The sequence below is a fragment of the uncultured Shewanella sp. genome (genome assembly GCF_947501225.1).
Classification (GTDB): domain Bacteria; phylum Pseudomonadota; class Gammaproteobacteria; order Enterobacterales; family Shewanellaceae; genus Shewanella.
In genome coordinates this window covers 71,114-92,703 of record NZ_CANMUW010000008.1, presented here as the reverse complement: position 1 = coordinate 92,703, position 21,590 = coordinate 71,114, and the positions used below count along the sequence as shown (strand labels likewise).

The following is a 21,590-nucleotide window of genomic DNA, read 5'->3' as shown; positions in this document are numbered from 1 at the left end:
CTATTTGAAGGCGCTGCACTTACGTCAACTGGCATTAAGTGAGCACTGAGTCAGTCCTGCTCCAGAAAGTTATTCGCTATCGAGTCTCTCAACAGCTTCTGATGCCGCTCGGCCCTGAGGGCGAAGTACATCACCACCATACAGGTTGCCAACACACCATAGAGCAGCATGAAGCAGGCGCTGTAGACACCGATAACATCGACGGCGAAACCGAACATGATAGGCAGAGTACAGCCCCCCAAGGCCCCGATGGCGGCGACGATGCCGCCTACACTGCCCATATGATTCGGATAGTAATCATAGATAGTCTTATAGACGCTGGCGCGGCCGAAGCCCTGTGCCAGACCGATGATGAAGATCAGGAAGGTAAACACCCAGACATTCACCTCAAACGAGACCTCAACATCTTTAGTCACGCCGTGAATGATCATTGTGGTCGGCGGGTAGCTCAGGAAGAACAGGCACACCATGCAGATCCAAAATGCGGTCCAGTTAACCGCCCTCGCCCCATAGGTATCGGCGAACCAGCCGCCCACGGCCCTGACCATACTGGAACTGGTGACAAACAGCAGTGTCAGCGCCATAGATTGGGTCAGAGAGAGGTTATAAGCGGAGACATAGTATTGAGGTAACCAGAGGATCAGTGCCAGGAAGCTGCCGAATACGAAATAGTAGTAGAGTCCGAAACGCCACACCTGCAGATCTTTAAGCGGCGCCATATGAAACGCCATATCATGGCTGTCTTTCTGTTTCTGGTAGTACTCATTCACCTCGGGCGCCATCACACGAAACAGCACCGCCATAAAGATCATGCCCACCCCGTAGGCGTAGCCTATCTGGTTCCAGCCGAAGATGTCGACAATAAAGGGCACTAACACCAAAGTAATGGCGGCGCCCGCATTGCCGGCACCAAACACCCCCAGCGCGAAGCCCTGGCGCTTGGTCTCAAACCAATCGGTAACATAACGGATACCTATGGTAAACGAGACCCCTGTTAGGCCGAGCACGAAGCCAATCCAGATATACCCCCAGTAGGTTTCGATATGAGGCAGATAGAACAGAGGCGGAACCGCGAGTAGCATCTGCCAGAAGAAGAGCTCACGACACGACACCTTTTCGGCCACAAAGCCTATGGGAACCCGAAAGATTGCGCCGGTAAAAATAGGCGCGGCAAGCAGAAAACCGAACTCGGTTGCGCTCAAACTCAGACGTTCTTTGAGCTCGATGCCGATAATTGAGTAGAGGGTCCAAACAGAGAAACATGCGGCAAATGCCAGGGTGGCGAGTGTTAGAGCCTGATATGAGCGACGCTGTTGAATATCCATAGTGTTCCCGAATAGTGTTCCCGAAAAGTGTTCCCTGAATAACCCTGAGAACTCTTACCCTGTAAATACTTACGTCTCATTTTTATATTAATTGAATCTGTGTAAAAACCAACCCCATTGATTAGCATTCGCCTAATTAGATGTTCCACATCAAATTTTAACTATCATCACCCGAAAACAGCACCCGGTGTGAGTCTGTGATTGCCGGAAAAAATCCCGATACTGACTCAGTGTAAACATCTGTATCTGCCTATTGTCGAAACATGCTCCATTAAGATCAATATCCCATAGTTTCATTGGACTTACCGAACTAAACACATAGAATAGTTGACTAATCCGATGGTGAATCGACTCACTGAATGCCTATCGTTTCTTTGCCTGGGAATATTCATGCTCTATCTTGTACAGTCTAATCGAATGGAAGCACTCTCGACCCAACTCGCGACCGAGCTACAGACCCCCATGCCCGGCATGCCGCTGTTGATGCCGGAGCAGGTATTAGTCCAGAGCCCGGGTATGTCCACCTGGCTAAGGCTGGAGATTGCCAGACAGAACAAGATAGCCGCGGCGCTGGAATTTCCCCTTCCCTCGAGCTTTATCTGGCAGCTTTGTCACACCCTGCTGAGCGATGTGCCCAAAGAGAACGCCTTCACTAAGCCAGCCATGACCTGGAAGTTGATGGAGTTGCTGCCGGAGCTGCTGCATATCGAAGAGTTCGCGCCGCTCAGCCACTACCTGAACACAGACAGCACCGAGCCTTCATCCCAATCTTTAGGTGATATAGTCGCCGGTGACGGCAATGAGCAGCCCCTCGGCAAGAACGCCGACCCATTGAAGCTATTCCAGCTCTGTGGGCAGATAGCCGATATCTTCGACCAATACCTGGTCTACCGCCCGGACTGGATAGCGGCCTGGGAGGCCAATGAGCCCACCCTGCCCCCCAAAGGTGATAAGTTATCACCGGCCCAGGCCTGGCAGCCAATACTGTGGCGTGCTCTGCTTGAATTTAATAATCACCGCCTCAACAAGAGTCGCTACCACAGGGCCAATCTGCATCAGTCTCTGTTCGATGCACTGGATGACCCCGATACCTGTCTCGTTGGTCTCCCAAGACGGTTGTTTGTATTCGGTATCTCATCCATGGCACCACAAACTCTGGATGTGCTCTATCATCTGGCTAAGCGTATCGATGTGATCATGCTGAATTTAAGCCCCTGTCAGCATTACTGGGGCGATATTGTCGATCCTCGTCTTCGTGCTCGTATGGCCCTTGAATATGCCAACAAGAATAAGCTCGAGGCGCAGTGGGAAGATAAACTCGAGGTCGGTAACCCCTTGCTTGCCAATAACGGCAAGATGGGACGCGAGCTGCTGGACCTGATACTGGAGCTGCCCGAAGAGCACACCGACTTTAATTTCGAGTGCTATCAAGACCCACTGGATGATGCGGAGCAAACCCTGCTTCGCGGTGTTCAGCACGATATATTGGAGCTCACGACCCGCAACAGAAGCCTAGGGCCGGATGCAGCTTTGTACCTGACCATCGACGATCGCCGCATACTATCAGAATCCGATGATTCGCTGACACTTAGAAGCTGTCACAGCCCGCTGCGTGAGATAGAGACGCTGCACGATCATCTGCTCGAGATGTTATCCCGGGAGCCTGCAGATCCAAACGATCCGCTGCTTGCCAAAGATATCGTCATCATGCTGCCCGATGTGGCTGCCTACGCCCCCTATATCGATGCCGTGTTCTCCGCAAAACAGGGAGCGCACTACATCCCCTACGCCATCGCCGATCGCGGTGCGGCGCAGGAGTCACCACTCATCAACAGTTTCCTGCACATTCTTGCTATCAACCAGAGTCGTTTCGCCCTGACCGATATCTTAGGCATCCTTGAGGTGCCGGCCGTACTCAGACGTTTCGAGCTCGATGATGATGAACTCTCCATGATACGTCACTGGCTCGAACAGGCCGGCGTACGCTGGGGACGGGATGAACAGAGCCGTGCGGCTCAATCTATGCCCGCATTCGACAAGAACTCATGGGCCTTCGGTATCAAGCGTCTTATCTTAGGCTACGCCTTCAGTGATGATGCCGGGCTTTACCACGATACCCTGCTGGTCGAAGGTATCGAAGGTCAATCGGCACAGGCCCTGGGTAAGCTGCTCAACTTCATCGAAACCTTAGATGAGTACCAGCTGGCACTGGCTCAGAGCTGTTCAATCGATGAACGCATGGGGCAGCTGGCCCGGCTTCTGGAAGACTTTTATGAGGTCGATGATGAGGAGCAGCAACAGCTGCAGGAGATTCGCGAGGCCATCAACAAACTTAAAACGGAGCTGATTGAGGCGGGACAAGTTACTCCACTCAATACACAGGTGCTGCAAAACTGGTTTAACCGCACCCTGAGTGAATCCCGCGTAGGCCAGCGCTACCTGGCCGGCAGCGTTAACTTCTGTACCCTGATGCCGATGCGCTCCATCCCCTTTAAGCTGGTGTGCCTGGTCGGCATGAACGATGGGATCTACCCCAGGGTACAGCACCCGGTCGGTTTCGACCTGGTGGCCCAATTCGGGCCACGTAAAGGTGACCGTTCACGTCGATTAGATGACAGATACCTGTTTCTGGAGGCCATTCTCTCGGCCAGGGAGCAGCTCTACATCAGCTACATAGGTCACAGTGAACGGGATAACTCTGAACGGATCCCCTCCATGTTGGTCTCCGAGTTGGTCGAATATTGTCAGCTCTGTTACCTGCCCCAGGAGATTGCCGCAGGGCTGATCAAGTCCGGTCTTGAGCCCGATATTCCTGCCATCGAAGCCGCGATCCATAAACAGTTATTGATTGAGCAACCGTTGCAACCTTTCGATGAGCGGCTTTACCTGCCGCACAGCGATGAGAGTTCGCCGTTAAAGCAGAGTTACTCGGCGCAGTGGTGCCCGGCGAAGTCCGCCGATAATCCGGATGAAACGCCCCGCTTTATCCCCCCTGGCCATGAGATTGTACAAGGCAGTGAGGTTACTGACTCTCTGCAGGAGAACGAACTTGAGGTATCCGCGCTCATCCGCTTTTTCAGAAACCCGGCGCAGTACTTCTTCAATCGCACTCTTAAAGTCGATCTGGGCCTGAATATTCAGGCCGACGATAATGACGAGCCTTTCAGCCTCAATGCCCTTGAGCGTTATAAGCTGCAGGCCAACCTGCTCGATAACGCCATCTCTCAAGGCCTTGAGCTGCCGGGTGAAGCACTGCTGCAACGATTAAAGGCCAGTGGTGAGCTTCCTCTTGAGCCATTTGATGATCTGCTACTGGGTCAATACCTGCATGATATTAAGCCCTTGATCGGCCGTGCGCTCTATCTGCGTGGTGAGGATCAGCACTCGTTGGATATAGACCTCCCTTTCACAAAAGAGGAGATGGATGATCCGCTCAAGCAAGCCGTGACACTAGTGGGGCGCATCGACGATCTCTGCGCCAAGGGGCTGGTTAACTACCGCCCGGGCACCGCCAATGGCCGCGACCTGATCCGGGTCTATATCCGGCACCTGTGTATCTGCGCTATGGGGAAAAACGCCATAAAGGAAAGCGGACAGCACATCAGCTATCTGCTGGATATCGGCCATTTCCATGCGTTTCATGGTGTCACACCTGAGCAGGCAAAGACTCAGTTGCGTCTGTGGCTGAGTTATTTCCAATCAGGGCAGCTGCACCCTTTGATGTTTATGCCCAGAACCGCCCTCGCCTATGTCGAGGCCGAAGGCGATCACATAGATAAACTCATCGATGCCCAAAGCCAATGGATAGATGAGCAGAGCCAGCTCGGCGAAGGCTTCGAGCCCCACTACCAGCGCCTGTACAATTTCCCCGAGGATTTTACAGAGGATCAATTCGGACAGATTGCCATGACGCTGCTCAGCCCTATGCTCAGCCTGTACCACAAAGATAAGCTCAGCGAGCTGTCAAACTTCGTCGAAGGAGGCTGTTAATATGTCATCCGTTACTACAGGCCAAACTCAAGGCCAGTCACAGCCACTCGATACCCTCACCCTGCCTTTTGGCGGCAGCCGGTTAATTGAGGCCAGCGCCGGCACGGGCAAGACCTTCACCATAGCCGGTCTGTATGTTCGTCTGCTGTTGGGCCATGAGACAGAGAAGCCTCTGAGCTGTGAACAAATTTTGGTGGTGACCTTTACCAACGCCGCCACGGGAGAGCTCAGAGATCGTATCCGGCGTAAAATTCAGCTGGCCTATCGCCGCTTTATCGGCCTTAAGACCGGTGATGAACTGATTGAATCCCTCTATCGGCTGACTCCCGAGAGTGAACGCCATCTGGCTCTTAAGCGGTTGGATCTGGCGCTTAAATCCCTCGATGAAGCGTCCATCTTTACCATTCATGGTTTCTGTCAGCGTATTCTTGCCGATATGGCGTTCGAGTCATCCCTGCTGTTTGAATCTGAATTCACCTTAGATGACAGCGAGTTTCTGCACCACGCCGTACGTGATTTCTGGCGTGAGCAGTGCTATCCGCTGCCGGAATATCTTGCCGAGATAATTCAGAAGAAATTCGCCGATCCCGATGCCCTCTCCAAACAGCTAAGACCTCTGCTCGGTGCCAGCCAGGCCACAGCTCAACCAAAACCAAAAGATTTCAATAGGCTGCAACTAGCACTCACACAAAGCTTGAGTCGGCTCAAGCTTATATGGCCCCGCGAGAGAGAGGTTATCGAGACTTTACTGCACTCGCTGCCACTCAATGGCGTACGCTTCGGCAAGAAAGCCGATGGGTTTCCCAAGCTCGCGGTCATGCTCGATGCCATGGATAACTGGTGCAAATTCAGCCACAGCCTGCCGCCGATGAAGGTGATGGAGAGCCTGTCACTGAGCGGGCTTAAGCTTAACAAGGGTGGTGAAATTCCCACGCCCGAGCAGGCACCTGTGCTCGATCATATCGAGCGTTTGTGCGTGCTTATCAAAGATTTTGTGCCAAGTTTCCTCTATTGTGCCAGACACGGCATCTCGGCCCGATTTGCCAATCAGAAATCTGAACGCAACCTGCTGACACCCGACGATCTGCTTATAACGCTGGAGCAAGCCCTGCGCCCGACCCATCGGGAGGACGATGGACAAAGGCTAAGTCTGGCCGACACCATAGCCAGACGCTTCCCCGTGGCCCTTATCGATGAATTTCAGGATACCGATCCGTTGCAATTTGCCATTTTCAACCGGATCTACCGACCCAAGCCTGCAATATCCACAGATGAGGCCGCGGCGGAGAGCTCATCGAAAGGCTTGAGCCTGTTGATGATTGGCGACCCGAAACAGGCGATCTATGCCTTCAGGGGCGCCGACATTCACACCTACATTGAGGCGCGGGAGCAAACTCCTCAGCACTATAACCTGGACACTAACTACCGCTCCAGCCGTAACATGATTTTGGCAGTCAATGCCTTGTTTGAGAACCGGGACGATGCCTTTATCAGTGACGCTATCCCCTTCGAGCCGGTGCAACCCTCCCCCTTCGCCGCTGACAAGTTATTAGTCGAGAAGCATGAGGACCCGGCTGCATTAAAAATTAAGCTGCTGAGTGAAGATCCCGAAAAGGGTCTCAATAAGACCAGCGCCAGAAAACAGTTAGCCGAAGATGCGGCGGCAGAGATCGCCCGACTGCTCAGCGAGTCACAGTCCGGGGACTGCACCATCAGTGGCATCCCTCTTAAAGCCAAAGATATCGCGGTGCTGGTACGCGACAGAAATGAAGCCGCAGTAGTAAGAGAGTCACTATCGAGCAGACAGATTGGTGCCGTTTTCTTAAGTCGGGACAGCGTATTTAACACCCTGGAAGCGCGCGAGATGGCGCTTGTACTGCACGCACTGGCTACACCAAAAGATGAGCGCGCCTTGCGCTCGGCACTGGCCACCTCTCTGCTGGGGTATAACGCACAGGCCATTCACGGCTTCAATCAGGATGAGATGATCAGGCAGACCCTGCTAGAGCAGTTTGATGGCCTGCATCAAAACTGGCTCAAACGAGGCGTCATGCCCGCCCTTTTAAACCTGGCTAACGAAACCAGACTCATCGAACGCCTGCTACAAAGCGAAGATGGCGAGCGGCGACTGACCGACTTCAGACACCTGGCCGAGCTGTTGCAGCAAAAGGCCACCGAACTCGACGGGATCAGTGCGCTGGTTAACTGGTACGAGCAGGCCCTTATCGAAAACAGTGCCAACGAGGAGGCACAACTGCGGCTTGAGAGTGAACAGAACCTGGTACAGATCGTCACCATACATAAGAGTAAGGGGCTCGAATATCCGGTCTGTTTTATTCCCTTCGTCAGTCTGGCCCGTGACAACCGCCGTAAGCCGGCACCTATGCTCTACCATGACAAGCAGCAGCTGATATGGGATATCGCCCAGAGCGATGAAGGTTGGGAGCGACACAAGCGGGAGAACCTTGCCGAAGATCTTCGTCTGCTATATGTGGCCATGACCCGCCCCGTGTACCGCTGCTACCTCTATGTCGCTAACCACAGCCGTTTCACCAAGAAGGCGGGGATCACCAGCCAGCTTCACGAAACCGGTATCGGCTACCTGCTCGGCATAGAAGATAAGGCCTGCGAGTTTTCACATATTCAAAACAGGGCACAACAACTTGCCAGTGAGGCGATAAGTGTCAATGAGATGCTCGGCGATCTCCCGACTCAGGTTTTTGCTCCCCTCAGCGCTGAGCAACCACATCTGGCACCGAGAGTGCTTGAACGTAAACTTTATACGCCATGGCGTGTCGGCAGCTACTCGGGGCTGGTAAAAGACCTGCCCCATGAGCGGGTGCAACCGGGAGCCGATGATGAGGCCTTTCCGGAACTTGAGATCATCGAAGATGAGAGCGACCCCGTACCGTCGCGCTTCAGCTTCGAACGCGGCGCCAACGCAGGTAGCTTTATGCACCTGGTACTGGAACTTATCGACTTCACCGATGCACCGGCGGGCCTTGCTGAGCAGTTACCCGGCGCCATGGAGCGATATGGTATCGATGAAAGCTGGTTCGATGTGCTGACCCACTGGTATCTGGATCTGCTCGAAGCGCCGCTGCTGCAGGATGGTTCACTCAAACTTGCTCAGTTGAGCAATAGCCAAAAACTGGTTGAGATGGAGTTCTACCTGCCTATTGAGGCGCTGAAGGCCGATAAACTCAATGCGCTTCTCGAACAGCATGGCTACAGCGCCGGACTTAACTTCGAGTCGCTCAAGGGAATGCTGAAAGGCTTTATCGATCTGACCTTCGAATATCAGGGCCGGTTCTATATTGCCGACTATAAGTCGAACCATCTGGGTGATGATTTCACCCACTACGGATTCGACGCCATGAGCGGCGCTATCCGCAGCCATAGATACGATCTGCAGTACATCATCTATACCCTGGCGCTGCACAGATATCTGAGCCTGAGAATGACAAATTACGATTATGATCTGCATATCGGCGGCAGCTTTTATCTCTTCCTGCGGGGGATGTCAGTCAGTGCCCCCATGGCCGGGGTCTTCTATGATAAGCCACCCAAGGCGCTTATCGAATCACTCGATGCGCTGTTCGACAATGAACAATCAATATCAAATGCTCCTCAGGCACAGACAGAGCAGATGGAGCTAAAACTATGATCCAGTCAACACACCCCATCAAAGACCTTCTGAAGCTATGGGAGTCGGAGCGGTTAATCACGCCGCTGGACAGACACTTCGCACTGGAGTTATCCCGCTTTCATGAGCCGCTGATGCATAAAGGCGAACATCAAAGACAGGCCGGTGAAAGTGAGTTCTTCCTGCTGATCTGTGCGCTGCTCAGCCGTCAGTTATCCCAGCAACATACCTGCCTGCCTATTCATCAGATAGTGCTGGAAAACCCGATGCACGAGCAGGTTTCCCACTGCCGCATAACGTGCAGTCACGATGAGGTAGTCGAACAGCTAACGAGGTTCGGTGCGGTAGGCTCAGTGGATTCAAAGCTCGCCACCTCGCCTGCTACACCAATTGTGCTGGATAAGGGTGATCTTTACCTGCAGCGCTATCACCAGTTCGAGACACAAGTTGCGACTTACTTTACTCAGTTGGCCGAAGGTGAAATCGCGCTTCCCCCCTCTGCAGTCACAGATACCCGCAACACCCTGGAGATGCTGTTTCCCGGACGTGATGACAAGGAGGCCGGCGATTTTGACTGGCAAAAAATTGCCACCGCCACCGCCTTCACCAAACGCTTAGCGGTGATCACCGGCGGACCGGGCACGGGTAAAACCACCACAGTAACTAAATTACTGTTTTTACTCACTCAAAACCAGGCCATGACCATACGTTTAGTCGCACCGACCGGTAAGGCTGCGGCGAGGTTGAGCGAGTCAATTAAGGCCTCGAAAGTTCGGCTTAAACAGGAGTTGGCTCCGTTCGCCGACAGGGTAGATCTATCAAGCTTAAACCGGGTACCCGAGGAGGCCTCCACCCTGCACCGCCTGCTGGGGGTGATACCCAACTCGCCTAAGTTCAGGCACCACAAGGATAACCCTCTGAGACTGGATCTGTTGGTGGTCGATGAAGCCTCTATGGTCGATCTGCCCATGATGCATAAGCTATTATCGGCACTTCCTGAAGGTGCCAGACTCATTCTTCTTGGAGATCAGGATCAGTTAGCCTCGGTAGAAGCGGGCGCCGTGCTGGCGGATATCTGCGCCGGGTTGAAACAGCCGGCCACAGACCCAAATAACGGCTCAATGAACAAGTGGCGGATGCGATACTCTACTGATTATGGAGAGCATCTATCTCAATTGACTCAATTTGATCTCACCCCCTTTATCAGCCCCAAACCCAGGATTGGTGACAGCCTCTGCATGTTGATGCACAGCCACCGATTTAAAGGAGATGCGGGTATCGGCCTGCTGGCCTCGGCGGTCAATGACTCGGACAAAGACCGGATTATGCAGGTATGGCAAGCCGGATACGATGAACTTCAGTGGATTGAGCACCACAAGACCAATGCAGGAAATTCCGGGCTGGATGAGCTGCTACAGCAGGCCGTCGCCCATTACCGCCGATATCTCAAGATGGCCGAGGATAGCGACCAAAGTGCATCGGCGATCATCGAATGCTATAACGAATTCAGAGTCCTGTGTGCCATGCGCTCGGGCGAGTATGGTGTCGATGGCATCAACCAGGGGGTCACGACCGCGCTTAAACAGGCCAAACTTATCACAGGTGACACCGAGTTTTATCCGGGGCGACCTGTGATCATTCAGAGTAACGATTATAACCTGGGGCTGTTTAACGGCGATATCGGTCTCATCCTGCCCGATATCTCATCGCAACGCTCATCTCAACATCTTACTGAAGATGAACAAGGGATTAAGCACGCTCACCGGCTCATGGCACACTTCATTCAGGCCGATGGCAGCATCCTGAAGGTGCTGCCCGCACGCCTTCCAAGCCACGACACCTGTTATGCCATGACGGTGCATAAGAGTCAGGGCAGTGAGTTTGCCAATGTGGCATTCGTACTCCCCATCTGGCCAAGCCTGGCCCAGAAGCAGCTGCTGACCAAGGAGCTCATCTATACGGCCATCACCCGCGCGAAACTCCACTTCACCTGCCTTGGATCACAAGCCGTGTTCGAGCATGCCAGCCTGCAGGCCACTCAACGTTCATCGGGTCTGGCGAGGCGCTTATGGGGCTAGAAAGTCCGGTCAGACTCTATTACGTGTACGATCCTATGTGCAGCTGGTGTTGGGGCTACGCCCCGACCTGGCTCAAACTGCAAGCAGAGCTGCAAAGAGCCGGAATTGAGGTCGAGTACAGGCTCGGCGGACTGGCACCGGATTCTGATGAGCCCATGGCTGAAGATATGCAGCGTTTTCTCGAACAAACCTGGCAGCAGATCAACCGGGAATTAGGCACAGAGTTTAACCACGATTTCTGGCAGCTATGTAATCCCAGACGCTCTACCTACCCGGCCTGCCGCGCGGCTCTGATTGCCAGGGCTTCGGGGCTGGAACAAGCCATGGTTCAGAGTATCCAACAGGCATACTATCTTGAGGCGAGAAATCCGTCAGATATTGAAACTTTAACCGACATCGCTGCCAGCATCGGCCTCGATGCAGACAGATTTACGAGCCAGATCCACAGCAATAGCCTGGACCGTTGCCTGATGGAGGAGATTGACGGTGTACGCCGGCTTCCCATTCGAGGTTTCCCCTCATTAGTGCTGGAGCATGGCGGAGAGTTAACGCCTATCCCATTGGATTATAAACGGTGGCAGATAAGCTTTAACGCAGTAGCACAGCGGCTCTGCTGAGCACGGTTTATAGCACTGCTGCAGATACAAGGTTTCACAGGGTCAGATGTACGACACAGTTACGTCCGTCCCGCTTAGCCATATATAGGGCTTTATCTGCCCGGACAAACATAGCTTCGTCGCTATCATCTTTTATCGAAACCGTCACTCCGAAGCTTGCAGTCACACGACCGACTTCAGAAAAATCTGTCACTTCGATAATCTGCCTGATTTTTTCGGCCAGCTTTATTGCACCATCGAGGGAGGTTTCAGGGCAGATAAGCAGAAACTCCTCCCCTCCCCATCGGCCCAGTAGATCATTCTTACGCACATTCAAGGCCAGGAGCCGCCCCATCTCGATTAAAACCCTGTCTCCCACCTTATGACCAAACTTATCATTAACCTGTTTAAAGTGATCGACATCGAGCAGGATCATGGCAAACTGACGTTCATATCGATTGAAGCGATCAAACTCATGGCTAAACAGATCGTCGAGTCGACGACGATTACTGAGTCCGGTAAGCGTGTCGGTAACTGACAAACGTTCGATCTCCTTCTTGTCGGTAATGTCATGACTGACCGAGGTAAAACCCACAATCTTGCCCTTATCGTCAAAATCGGGAGTGATCACATGATTTAGCCAGAAGCTTTCTCCATTCTTAGCTTTATCTTTGATCTCCCCATGCCAGGTCTTTCCCTTCAAAATAGTCCGCCAGATATCCCTATGGGTTTCGGCCGGGGTATCGGGATGTTTAACGATATTGTGTTTCTTGCCCTTCATCTCTTGCGCCGAAAAACCATATACCTCGCTCAATGCGGCACTGGTAGAGAGAATATGACCCGCTCTGTCCGTCGATGATGTAATGACATACCGATTTATGATCTCGGCATAATTTTTAATCTTAAAGTACGCATCGCTCAGTTTTCTCTGCAACCGGGCCGGAATGATTGCGACTAACCCCGACAAAATGAAGGATACCATCAGCACGGTGAGCGCGGTTAGCCCCGCGGTTAACATGTTATTTTTCCTGAATTTGGCAAGTAAGCTCTTTCGAGGGACTGCCATCACAAACGCTTCATCATCATTCATGAATATCTCACTAACAGAAAAGGTAAAATGACCTGCTTTACGGCTATCCTTAAGCTCTGATACAGATGCGCCGAACTGAGGAAACTGAGTAAATACATTTGAGCGGTCCGGCAGGTAGCGGCTCCAGGCCAGTGCATATGAAGGGTGAAGAATAAACTCCCCCTCCCTGTCTATGATATAGATATCGAAATCGGAAGAGGTGCCGACGGTAGAGAGGAGGGTATCGATTGAGATGTTCGCAATGATCAGCCCCGAAAACTGATTTTGGGAAAATACCGGAGTCGCGATACGAAACGTGGGACGGATAGGAATCTCTATCCGGCCGTGTTCCATGTTCAAGTCGAACTTTGAGTGCCAATACTCCCCCTCTGACAGGAGAGCCGCCTCTTTGAAGTAATACCTGTCCCGTTTATTCTGCAGCCTTTTCTTGTCAATGATTAGCGGCATATCCAAGCCTTCTATTCGCTCCACCCTGACAGACTCCATACCTGTAGAATCGATGAAACGAAGTTGCATGAAAGCATTGTTTGATACGGTTGCCGCATGCAGCAACAGATTCAGATTATGATGCGATTCAGCGCTGCCTGTGCTGACATATCTATGTGTAAATTCGCTGCCGGCTATGGCACGCACGACATTTTGTGCATGTTGAATAAACTCACTGAGCAGCTCATATTTTATCGCCTTTTCTGCGGCCACTTTTTCACGGATCTCACTCTCAATATTGGTATATTGAATGTTGTAGTTGATTAATGAGGTGATCACCGCGACTAAACTGCCAAAGAGCAGGAAAAATAGCGTAAAGAGCCAGTAGTAGCGCTTTCCTACTGTGGAGGAAGATAGGTTTTTAAACCCGAAAATATCCTTCATATCTTGCCCTTTTACCATTGAAAGCCACTTTGCTTTAACCCCAAACAACATATCGGCCTACTTTTAGTATGGATATATATGGGGTAATTGAAAGTTATTGAGCCATTAAGCAGTTAGCTGACAAGAGTTGTCATAAGCAGTCGAGCTGTTAATCCTGTGTTGACTCCCGCCAATACCGGCCATTGTCTCGGCCAGATAAGCCAGCCACACCATTTTAGTAAATTCACTCTGGTATTAAACAACAAAAAGCCCTTTCACTATTTTTCTTTATTTTTCAGTAACCTTTGTATTAACAGCTCGAATATAAGGCCAGCACTTGTTTTTTGAGAGAGTTATCACAACAAAATGGCAGCAAAAAACGTAAATTAGCAACATAAATAGAGCAAATACTCTAAACCAAGGGTAGATCGGTTTTCACCTCCCTATTAGATTTTTAGCGCGGCAGGAAACTGGAGCGGATTAAGTCCGGCCCATTGGTCAGAATTCAGATCAGGAGTAGTTATGGACACATTCAAAACCCTAGAAATCAAAGAGAGTATCTTTGAAAACAACAACATTCAGGCCGACCTGCTAAGAGACGAGATGAAAAGGGAGAAGGTGTTTCTGCTTAACCTTATGTCATCACCGGGGTCGGGGAAAACCACCACCTTAGTGAGTACCATCGAAACCCTCAAAGGTGAGATGAACATCGGTATCATGGAAGCGGATATTGATTCAGATGTCGATGCCCACACCATTGCCCAAACGGGGACCCGGGTGATTCAACTTCACACCGGAGGCATGTGCCATCTCGATGCCGATATGACCAGACAGGGACTGACAGGACTGAACACAGATAATTTAGATCTGGCCATATTGGAAAATGTAGGCAACTTAGTCTGTCCTGCCGAGTTTGATACCGGCGCGGCCAAAAATGCCATGATTCTGAGTGTGCCCGAAGGCGATGATAAACCCCTGAAGTACCCGTTGATGTTCTCTCTGGTCGATGTATTGCTAATCAACAAGATAGATACTATTGGCGTTTTCGATTTCGATATCGAAGCGGTTAAAGCGCGGGCCAGAAAACTCAACCCCAATATCACTATCATCCCTATCTCGGCCAAAACCGGTCAGGGAGTTGAGCTGTGGGCCGATTGGCTTCGCAACCAGGTCAGAGTCTGGAATCAGACATAACTGAATTCAAGTCCAGATTTAATCAACTATAAGATGTAGCCGTTTACCCCGGAGCCAGCAGCATGGTAAAAGAAAGAGTATTAGATCTCGCCAATAAGATCAGCAGAACGAAACGAGGTTCGAGAAGCGAAATAACGCCGGAGGATCCCGAGTATCAGATCCTGGAGCCCATACTTACCGAGCCGATGGCCGAGGTGGCACTTTGTCTGGGTTTACGTAACCCCCTCAGTGCAAAGGAGGTCGCACAGAAGTGTGGCAGATCTGAAGAGGAAACTGCCGAGCTGCTTTGGGAAGTTGCCATGGTGGGTGCAGCCTTCGTCAACGAGATCGATGGCATAGATAAATACTGGATAGATGTCTGGGTGCCGGGTCATATGGAGATGATCGTCAACAACAAAGCCCTGATACAGAAATTCCCCCAACTCGGTGCCGCCTTCGATGCTTTTGGCAAGAAAAAGGGGCCGCTCGCTGCAGGAAATATTCCGGTTGGTTCCGGACCGATGCGCGTGATCCCTATTCAAACCGCTATCGATGGGGAGACCCGCAGCGCCTCCTATGAAGAGGTGTCCAAATACCTCAATGACAACACACTGTTCTCTCTATCCGATTGTGCCTGCCGCACATCGCGGGAAGCTATGGGCGAAGGGTGTGGCCACCTCAAAGAGGATATGTGTATTCAGATGGGGCATGCCGCCGAATACTATATTCGTACCGGCCGGGGCCGCAAGATAAGCCGCGAAGAGGCGTTTGAGGTTATCAGAAAAGCGGAAGAAAATGGCTTGATGCATAGCATGCCTAACTTTGACGGCTCCGGAGAGACTCATGCCATCTGCAACTGCTGTGGCTGTGGCTGTTTTGCGCTCCGCCTCGCCGGCATGTGGCAGAATCCGGACATGGTTCGCTCCAACTATGTCGTCGACGTCGACGCTGAGCAGTGCGTGGCTTGTGGTGAATGTGTCGAGGTCTGCCCGACCAACGCCCTGAAGTTAGGTCAGAAACTGTGCAGCGCAACACCGGCTAAAACACCTGAGCGTGAACTGCCCCACGACACCCACTGGGGTCCGGACAAGTGGAACCCTGATTATCGCACCAACAAGCAGGTAGTAATGGACAGTGGATCCAGCCCTTGTAAGGCCGAATGTCCGGCTCACATCGGCATTCAGGGATATATCAAGCTAGCGGCTCAAGGGAGATACCGTGAGGCTCTCGAACTGATTAAACGAGAGAACCCCTTCCCAGCCGTATGTGGGCGTATCTGTCCGAAAAAATGTGAGTCCGATTGTACCCGTGGCGACATAGATAACCCTGTCGCCATCGACGAGATAAAGAAGTTTATCGCCCAACAGGATCTCGATGCTAAAACTCGCTTTATCCCGGAAATTAAGCACAGTTATGACAAGAAGATTGCCGTTATCGGTAGTGGACCCGCCGGACTTTCCTGCGCTTACTTTTTGGCAGTAGAGGGCTACAGGGTCACTGTATTTGAAAAGCAGAGTTCACTGGGCGGTATGTTAACTTTAGGGATCCCATCTTACCGACTGGAAAAAGAGGTGATCAATGCCGAAATTGAGGTGTTAAAAGCCCTTGGTGTCAGCTTCAGGTGTGGCGTCGAAGTGGGTAAAGACATCAGCCTCGACGAGTTACGAACCCAAGATTACAAAGCCTTCTATCTCGCCATAGGCGCGCAGTCAGGCAGACGCTTAGGCCTTGCGGGAGAAAAAGCCGAAGGGGTCATGACCGGGGTCGACTTTCTGCGCAGGGTCAATCTGGCTGAAACCAAAGAGCTCGAAGGAAAGGTCGTCGTGATCGGCGGCGGAAATGTCGCTATCGATGTCGCCAGGACCGCGACCCGCATCGGTACCGGCACCGTCGATCTATTTACGCTGGAGAGCCTGGAGCAGATGCCCGCCCATATCGAAGAGATCGAAGAGGCGATTAGCGAGGGGATCTCTATCAACAACTGCTGGGGGCCGACACGCATCATCACTCACGAAGGCCGCCTCAGTGGTGTCGCCTTTGCCAAGTGTCTGTCGGTATTCGATGAACAGGGTAACTTTTCTCCCCGTTTCGATGACAAGACCACCACTTTGGTAGAGGCCGATCACCTGCTGATCTCGGTGGGGCAGGCAATCGACTGGGGCAACTTACTGTCCGGCACAGCGCTGAAGCTTAATCCCAATCTGACCGTTCAGGCCGATCCCGATACCTTCCAGACCAGTGAAAAGGACATCTTTGTCGGCGGTGATGTGTTAACCGGCCCTAAGTTTGCCATAGATGCGATAGCCCAGGGTAAAGAGGGCGCCATATCGATACATCGCTACGTGCAGCAGGGACAGAGCCTGATACTTGGCCGTATTAAGCGGGATTACCGCTCATTCGACAAAGAACAACTATCGCTGGACGGCTTCGATACAGCCCCGAGGCAGACCCTCGCTCAGGTCGACGGTAAAGCATCCAGGCAGACCTTCAGGGATCTGAGGGGAACCTTCACTCAAAAGCAGGTACAACAGGAGACCGAGCGTTGCCTGGGATGTGGTGTTGCCGTTGCCGATGAGTTTATGTGTATCGGTTGCGGTGCCTGTACCACCAAGTGCCAATTCGATGCCATATCTCTGGTCAGAGCCTATGATGCAGATGGCGCCGATCTTCACACCGTGAAGAAGGTGATCATAAAACATGCGCTCAAACGTAAGGTCAGGATTGCGATGAAGACCCCCATCAAGCGCATTAAAGCCATGATGACCGACTAACTTATGCCTGTGACAGCCGGGAGTGCCAGATTGTCCCGGCTATCACAGTCAGGTATCTCTCCCCCGATAAAGGATGTTGTTATGCATGAACTGGGTGTAGTCATCGAAGTTGTTAAGACAGTGATTAAGGTGGCCGAAAAAAACCAGCTGCAGAGCGTGGATACCATAGTGCTGCAGATTGGCCAGCTGTCATCCATGATCCCTGAATATATCCAGGCTTGCTACCCGGCGGCAGTCGATGGCACGATACTGGAAAAAACCAGACTAGAGATCGAAGTCTTACCCGCTAACGCACTCTGCAAGGCCTGTCATCAGGTATTTAATATCCTTGAAAACCACTCCAGATGTCCAGGATGTGAAGCTGAAGAGTGGGGACTACTCAGTGGCAAGGAGTTTATTGTTAAAGAGATCATCGCGCAGTAGCGCGATGATCTTATCGGGAAACGCACCGCAACCGGTGCGCCCATATAGTTACCGGTTCAGCTAACCCTTTATGGTGTAATCTCCCTTCATCGACAGGGTTACGGTAATCGCGGCATCTGTTTTATTCTTCCAATACCAACCGTGAGAACCGGCGAAAGGCGTGGTAAGCGAGCCCTTCATCTTATCTGACGTAGTGATGGAAAAACTCTCGAAATAGCCGGTTGTGTCCCCCTGAGGCTCACCGTGGAAGTCAAAATAGAGCGCCTCACCTCCGGTGCTCCACTCATACTCCAGATGAGTAAACTCATCCATCAATAACTTATACTCAAGCCCCTTGCCTGCTGGAATATCGATCTTCACCGTATCACTTCTCACCCCGGGGGTCTGACGCTTTTGTGTTATCTCTGCCACTGAAGGCGCGTCGGCAAGCTCTCTCCCCTGCCCGAATGCGATAACCGTCTCTTGCTTCACATCTGTGATCTCAGCAAGATCAGGCTCCCCCCCTGACGGAGCGGCCTGAGCCAGTTTAGTCAATCCGGAGAGCTTACCCAGCCCTGTGGGATCGATATTGAACTCGGCGGGTAGTATTGCCGTGACAAACACGACAGAGGCGATTGCGACGGCCACGATACTTGCCTTGATCAGGCTGGTAGTCGAGTGAACAGGGATCCCGTTAACAGTTTCAATCTCACTGTTATCAATGGAGTTATTACTCGGGTCAGTCTTAAGATTTTTCGTTGTCATATTTATTCCTTCGCCCATGATGAGCGTAATTTATTCATCTGTTTCTGACTGGCAGTTTGATGTAGTGGCGTGATTAACGGCTTCAACTCAACGTATCAACCGGTAAAATATCCCGTTAACTGAAAGCCCACCAACATCATGCCTGCACTCATCAACAGGGTGTTGGCTGTGGCTGAGAACTTAAGGTAACTCCTGTGCCGGCGCCAGAAACTCATCAGGATAAGCACGATACCCAGTGCCAGAAACTGCCCCAACTCCACCCCGACATTAAATGCCAGAATATTGGGCACTAAGCCCTCTTGAGGAAGGTTAAACTCCTGAATCTTGGTGGCCAGGCCGAACCCATGAAACAGGCCAAAGATCATCACCGCCATTCGGGTATCGGGCTGAAAACCAAACACCCGTCTAAAGCCGCCTAAATTGTCGAACCCCTTATATACGATCGAAAAACCTATGATGGCATCGATAAGATAGGCATTGACCTGAATGTCGCTCAACACACCGAACAGGAGTGTGATGCTGTGGCCTATGGTAAACAGGCTGACATACAGCAACACATCCTTGCCCCGGAAGAGGAAGAAGATCACTCCGACAAGAAACAGCAGGTGATCATATCCGGTCACCATATGTTTGGCTCCGATATAGATAAAGGGCAGAATCGACACCCCTTGGTTCAGGGTTAAAAACTGCCTGGTGTCTCCATCGACGCCGTGGGCGGATAGAGAAAACGAGGCGATAACCCCAGAGAAAACCACCAATAACTTGATGGTATTTGCCAGAAAACGGCTCATTACACATACTCCAAAATCTGGGTGTTAATCCGTAGAAAGGACTAACCCATGAATGCAGGACACGGGGAGACATAATCGTTCCCCGTCATCTCCTTACAGCTTGATCCGACGAGCGTGCTGCTCGCCTAAAGAGAGAACTATGAATATGGAGGAGGTATAGGCGGTGCGTAACCTAAATTCAGGTATGAGATATCATGGTCGATAAGCGTATCAGACTGAAAAAATTCAGCCTTAAAAATGGCGTCTACAGGGGGATGTGATGGGGTGTGGGAGTGGTTCGCATGTTCATGTTCCGCTTCCGGAGCGTCTGACGCAGTTGCCGAACCGGCTACCTCAGTAGAATAAAGATTTGAAGCCTGATCCGGCTGTAAATATGGTGAGCCGTTTACAGGTTCGGTGGCATTGAACGCGCCATGGCCATGGGCCTTATGCTCCCCGACAGAGAGTGTGGCTTGATCTGCCCCGTCACTCACACTATGACTAGTACCATGAACGTGATGATGGCTCAACGCGACCCCCATAGGGTGCTCACCACCGGGATATTGAACAGAAAATGCAGTCCCTGTTGCTAACATCTGGCACATCAAGACCACCAGCAAGACAGCCAGCGTAAACTTAGATTGCCCCCGCTCTCCCGAGCTTGCGGGTAAATAGCGACAGGCAAATGATCTGAATGTTTTAACAGAAAACAGATTCGGCTCCAGTGGGTACTTTTCCGTTCAGAGAACATAGCCATATATTCAACCCGAAGCATTAAATCAGATCCCGGCACAAACTTCCAGCGGGAGAAACTGATAGCAGTTCAACCAGATTGTCTCCCCATATGCCAACGGCAAATGCATTTTTACTCCTCAGCGATGAGAGCCTGGTCACATGAACTCTCCCACCAACAGAGCCGGCAGCGCCGAAAGATTAGTCACGACGGCGCCTGATCCTCGGTCGAAGCTTGTGCTGTCTATTGCCCATAGCGCGTGGCTGCGAAACTGTTGAGTGATTTATGGACGATGTAACAGATTAACAGGGTTACGACGATGGCGAAAAGAATGCTGCTGACCCTATACAATGCACTGAAGAAGAGATCATTATCCGGCGCGAGATTTTGTCCAAATAAGATCCCCAATGTGGTGAGGGCACCGAACCCCACACTTGAGCCCCCTCCCTCTTTAGTATGGGCATAACTGAACAACATCAGGCCTATCCACAAAACCGGCAGAACTAACAGCAACTCTCCGGACCAGTTGTAGAGTACAACCTGTGCAATCAAACCCACCGCGACGCCTAAGATAGTGCCCATGGCGCGCTTTCTTGCATAGCCCAGAGTGCCGTTCCAGTGCATAGGAAACAGTAACAGCACACTTGTTGCCTGGGCCGACAGGGAGTCACTTAAATCAAATACCTGAAACATTAGAAAAGAGATGGTCGCAATAGTCGCCCCCATAAGCACTTCATGACGCGTTTGGTTTTCTCTTTTAGCCTTAGGTTGAACATGTGCCGATGCTTTCTCATCAGATCCTCTATCCGGTATCAACACCATCATTGCGAAGGCTATTATCACGCTCAAGAAGCTGGCACCAAGATTAGTGAAGATCAGCTCATTAAGGTCGGTGGCAGGATAACTGGCGAAGTTGAGCATGATGCTCAAACTCAACACACCGTTGGCACCAAAAAGAAACAGGCTCCCCTTTGACATGCAGGCAAATTTATAGATAAAAAGCAGGAAGGCGACGATCGCCATCTGAGCCGGGGCTGAACCAAACAGACCACCTAATATTCCCACCTCCAATCCACACACTACGGCAGAGGCCAGGCACTGGCGAGCGGCATCTCCCGTTACTTTCGAGATCATCCCCAGAAGCAAGATGGGGGTAACAGTAAAGAAAACCCCGTAACTCCAGTTAAAGAACTTACACAGGAAAAAACCTATACTCGCCCCCGTCGCAATACGCAGGCATTGACGTATATCATTTTCCGATAGTGGATGATGCCATAACTTCATCTTTCCTCCTATAATGCAGCAGACAGTTTAAGTGATGAACAGCGGCAAACTTAACCCACCTCCTTAACCGGATTAAGCTGCCTGATGATTCAAATTTTGGCGTAATAAAGCCGCTTTG

Annotated in this window: 13 protein-coding genes; 7 read left to right on the top strand and 6 right to left on the bottom strand. The window is 51.5% G+C overall.

The annotated features are described in order from the left end of the window. Positions 1-50 precede the first annotated feature (50 nt). The gene (locus Q1B47_RS13085) at positions 51-1,325 is read right to left on the bottom strand and encodes an MFS transporter (RefSeq protein WP_299794388.1); all 1,275 of its coding nucleotides are present in this window, start codon (positions 1,323-1,325) and stop codon (positions 51-53) included. A 390-nt stretch (positions 1,326-1,715) separates the two neighbouring features. On the opposite strand from Q1B47_RS13085, the gene recC reads away from it, so the two are divergent. From recC to Q1B47_RS13065, 4 genes are read left to right on the top strand one after another with little or no spacing between them, the layout of a single operon-like run. Continuing rightward, on the top strand, positions 1,716-5,315 hold the full coding sequence (gene recC, locus Q1B47_RS13080; protein ID WP_299794386.1) for an exodeoxyribonuclease V subunit gamma: 3,600 nt from the start codon (positions 1,716-1,718) through the stop codon (positions 5,313-5,315). A 1-nt stretch (position 5,316) separates the two neighbouring features. Beyond that, positions 5,317-8,982 (top strand): exodeoxyribonuclease V subunit beta, encoded by a 3,666-nt coding sequence (recB, locus tag Q1B47_RS13075; protein ID WP_299794384.1) that lies wholly within the window; start codon positions 5,317-5,319, stop codon positions 8,980-8,982. Continuing rightward, positions 8,979-11,039: an exodeoxyribonuclease V subunit alpha gene (gene recD, locus Q1B47_RS13070; protein WP_299794382.1), complete on the top strand. Its 2,061-nt coding sequence runs from the start codon at positions 8,979-8,981 to the stop codon at positions 11,037-11,039. The genes recB and recD overlap by 4 nt, the downstream gene beginning before the upstream one ends. Beyond that, positions 11,030-11,656, top strand: coding sequence for a DsbA family protein (locus tag Q1B47_RS13065; protein WP_299794380.1), 627 nt, complete (start codon positions 11,030-11,032; stop codon positions 11,654-11,656). Before recD ends, Q1B47_RS13065 begins: the two co-directional genes overlap by 10 nt. Before the next feature lie 34 nt (positions 11,657-11,690). Here Q1B47_RS13065 and Q1B47_RS13060 read toward each other — a convergent pair whose 3' ends face one another. Continuing rightward, positions 11,691-13,595, bottom strand: coding sequence for a diguanylate cyclase (locus tag Q1B47_RS13060; RefSeq protein WP_299794378.1), 1,905 nt, complete (start codon positions 13,593-13,595; stop codon positions 11,691-11,693). A 501-nt stretch (positions 13,596-14,096) separates the two neighbouring features. On the opposite strand from Q1B47_RS13060, the gene hypB reads away from it, so the two are divergent. The 3 genes from hypB (at position 14,097) to Q1B47_RS13045 (ending at position 17,941) form a co-directional block, all read left to right on the top strand. Further along, the gene (hypB, locus tag Q1B47_RS13055; protein WP_299794376.1) at positions 14,097-14,768 is read left to right on the top strand and encodes a hydrogenase nickel incorporation protein HypB; all 672 of its coding nucleotides are present in this window, start codon (positions 14,097-14,099) and stop codon (positions 14,766-14,768) included. A 62-nt stretch (positions 14,769-14,830) separates the two neighbouring features. Continuing rightward, the gene (locus tag Q1B47_RS13050) at positions 14,831-17,518 is read left to right on the top strand and encodes an FAD-dependent oxidoreductase (RefSeq protein WP_299794374.1); all 2,688 of its coding nucleotides are present in this window, start codon (positions 14,831-14,833) and stop codon (positions 17,516-17,518) included. A gap of 81 nt (positions 17,519-17,599) precedes the next feature. Then, positions 17,600-17,941, top strand: coding sequence for a hydrogenase maturation nickel metallochaperone HypA (locus Q1B47_RS13045; RefSeq protein ID WP_299794372.1), 342 nt, complete (start codon positions 17,600-17,602; stop codon positions 17,939-17,941). 60 nt (positions 17,942-18,001) lie between these two features. On the opposite strand, the gene Q1B47_RS13040 is transcribed toward Q1B47_RS13045, so the two are convergent. The 4 genes from Q1B47_RS13040 to Q1B47_RS13025 all read right to left on the bottom strand — a co-directional run bounded on the left by Q1B47_RS13040 (position 18,002) and on the right by Q1B47_RS13025 (position 21,472). After that, positions 18,002-18,685, bottom strand: a complete 684-nt coding sequence (locus Q1B47_RS13040) for a hypothetical protein (protein WP_299794370.1) — start codon at positions 18,683-18,685, stop codon at positions 18,002-18,004. Between the two features lie 95 nt (positions 18,686-18,780). Next, entirely contained in the window at positions 18,781-19,476 is a 696-nt protein-coding gene (locus Q1B47_RS13035; protein WP_299794368.1) for a HupE/UreJ family protein, read from the bottom strand. A gap of 137 nt (positions 19,477-19,613) precedes the next feature. Continuing rightward, positions 19,614-20,060 (bottom strand): hypothetical protein, encoded by a 447-nt coding sequence (locus Q1B47_RS13030; RefSeq protein ID WP_299794366.1) that lies wholly within the window; start codon positions 20,058-20,060, stop codon positions 19,614-19,616. Positions 20,061-20,431: 371 nt separating this feature from the next. Continuing rightward, positions 20,432-21,472 carry a DUF2955 domain-containing protein gene (locus Q1B47_RS13025; protein ID WP_299794364.1) on the bottom strand — a complete coding sequence of 347 codons (1,041 nt, stop codon included), beginning with the start codon at positions 21,470-21,472 and terminating at the stop codon, positions 20,432-20,434. Between the last annotated feature and the right edge of the window lie 118 nt (positions 21,473-21,590).

Bases quoted from the DNA above. Each gene is read 5' to 3' on its own strand.
- Q1B47_RS13085 (WP_299794388.1), bottom strand. From the start codon at position 1,325: ATGGATATTCAACAGCGTCGCTCATATCAGGCTCTAACACTCGCCACC.
- recC (WP_299794386.1), top strand. From the start codon at position 1,716: ATGCTCTATCTTGTACAGTCTAATCGAATGGAAGCACTCTCGACCCAA.
- recB (WP_299794384.1), top strand. From the start codon at position 5,317: ATGTCATCCGTTACTACAGGCCAAACTCAAGGCCAGTCACAGCCACTC.
- recD (WP_299794382.1), top strand. From the start codon at position 8,979: ATGATCCAGTCAACACACCCCATCAAAGACCTTCTGAAGCTATGGGAG.
- Q1B47_RS13065 (WP_299794380.1), top strand. From the start codon at position 11,030: ATGGGGCTAGAAAGTCCGGTCAGACTCTATTACGTGTACGATCCTATG.
- Q1B47_RS13060 (WP_299794378.1), bottom strand. From the start codon at position 13,595: ATGAAGGATATTTTCGGGTTTAAAAACCTATCTTCCTCCACAGTAGGA.
- hypB (WP_299794376.1), top strand. From the start codon at position 14,097: ATGGACACATTCAAAACCCTAGAAATCAAAGAGAGTATCTTTGAAAAC.
- Q1B47_RS13050 (WP_299794374.1), top strand. From the start codon at position 14,831: ATGGTAAAAGAAAGAGTATTAGATCTCGCCAATAAGATCAGCAGAACG.
- Q1B47_RS13045 (WP_299794372.1), top strand. From the start codon at position 17,600: ATGCATGAACTGGGTGTAGTCATCGAAGTTGTTAAGACAGTGATTAAG.
- Q1B47_RS13040 (WP_299794370.1), bottom strand. From the start codon at position 18,685: ATGACAACGAAAAATCTTAAGACTGACCCGAGTAATAACTCCATTGAT.
- Q1B47_RS13035 (WP_299794368.1), bottom strand. From the start codon at position 19,476: ATGAGCCGTTTTCTGGCAAATACCATCAAGTTATTGGTGGTTTTCTCT.
- Q1B47_RS13030 (WP_299794366.1), bottom strand. From the start codon at position 20,060: ATGTGCCAGATGTTAGCAACAGGGACTGCATTTTCTGTTCAATATCCC.
- Q1B47_RS13025 (WP_299794364.1), bottom strand. From the start codon at position 21,472: ATGAAGTTATGGCATCATCCACTATCGGAAAATGATATACGTCAATGC.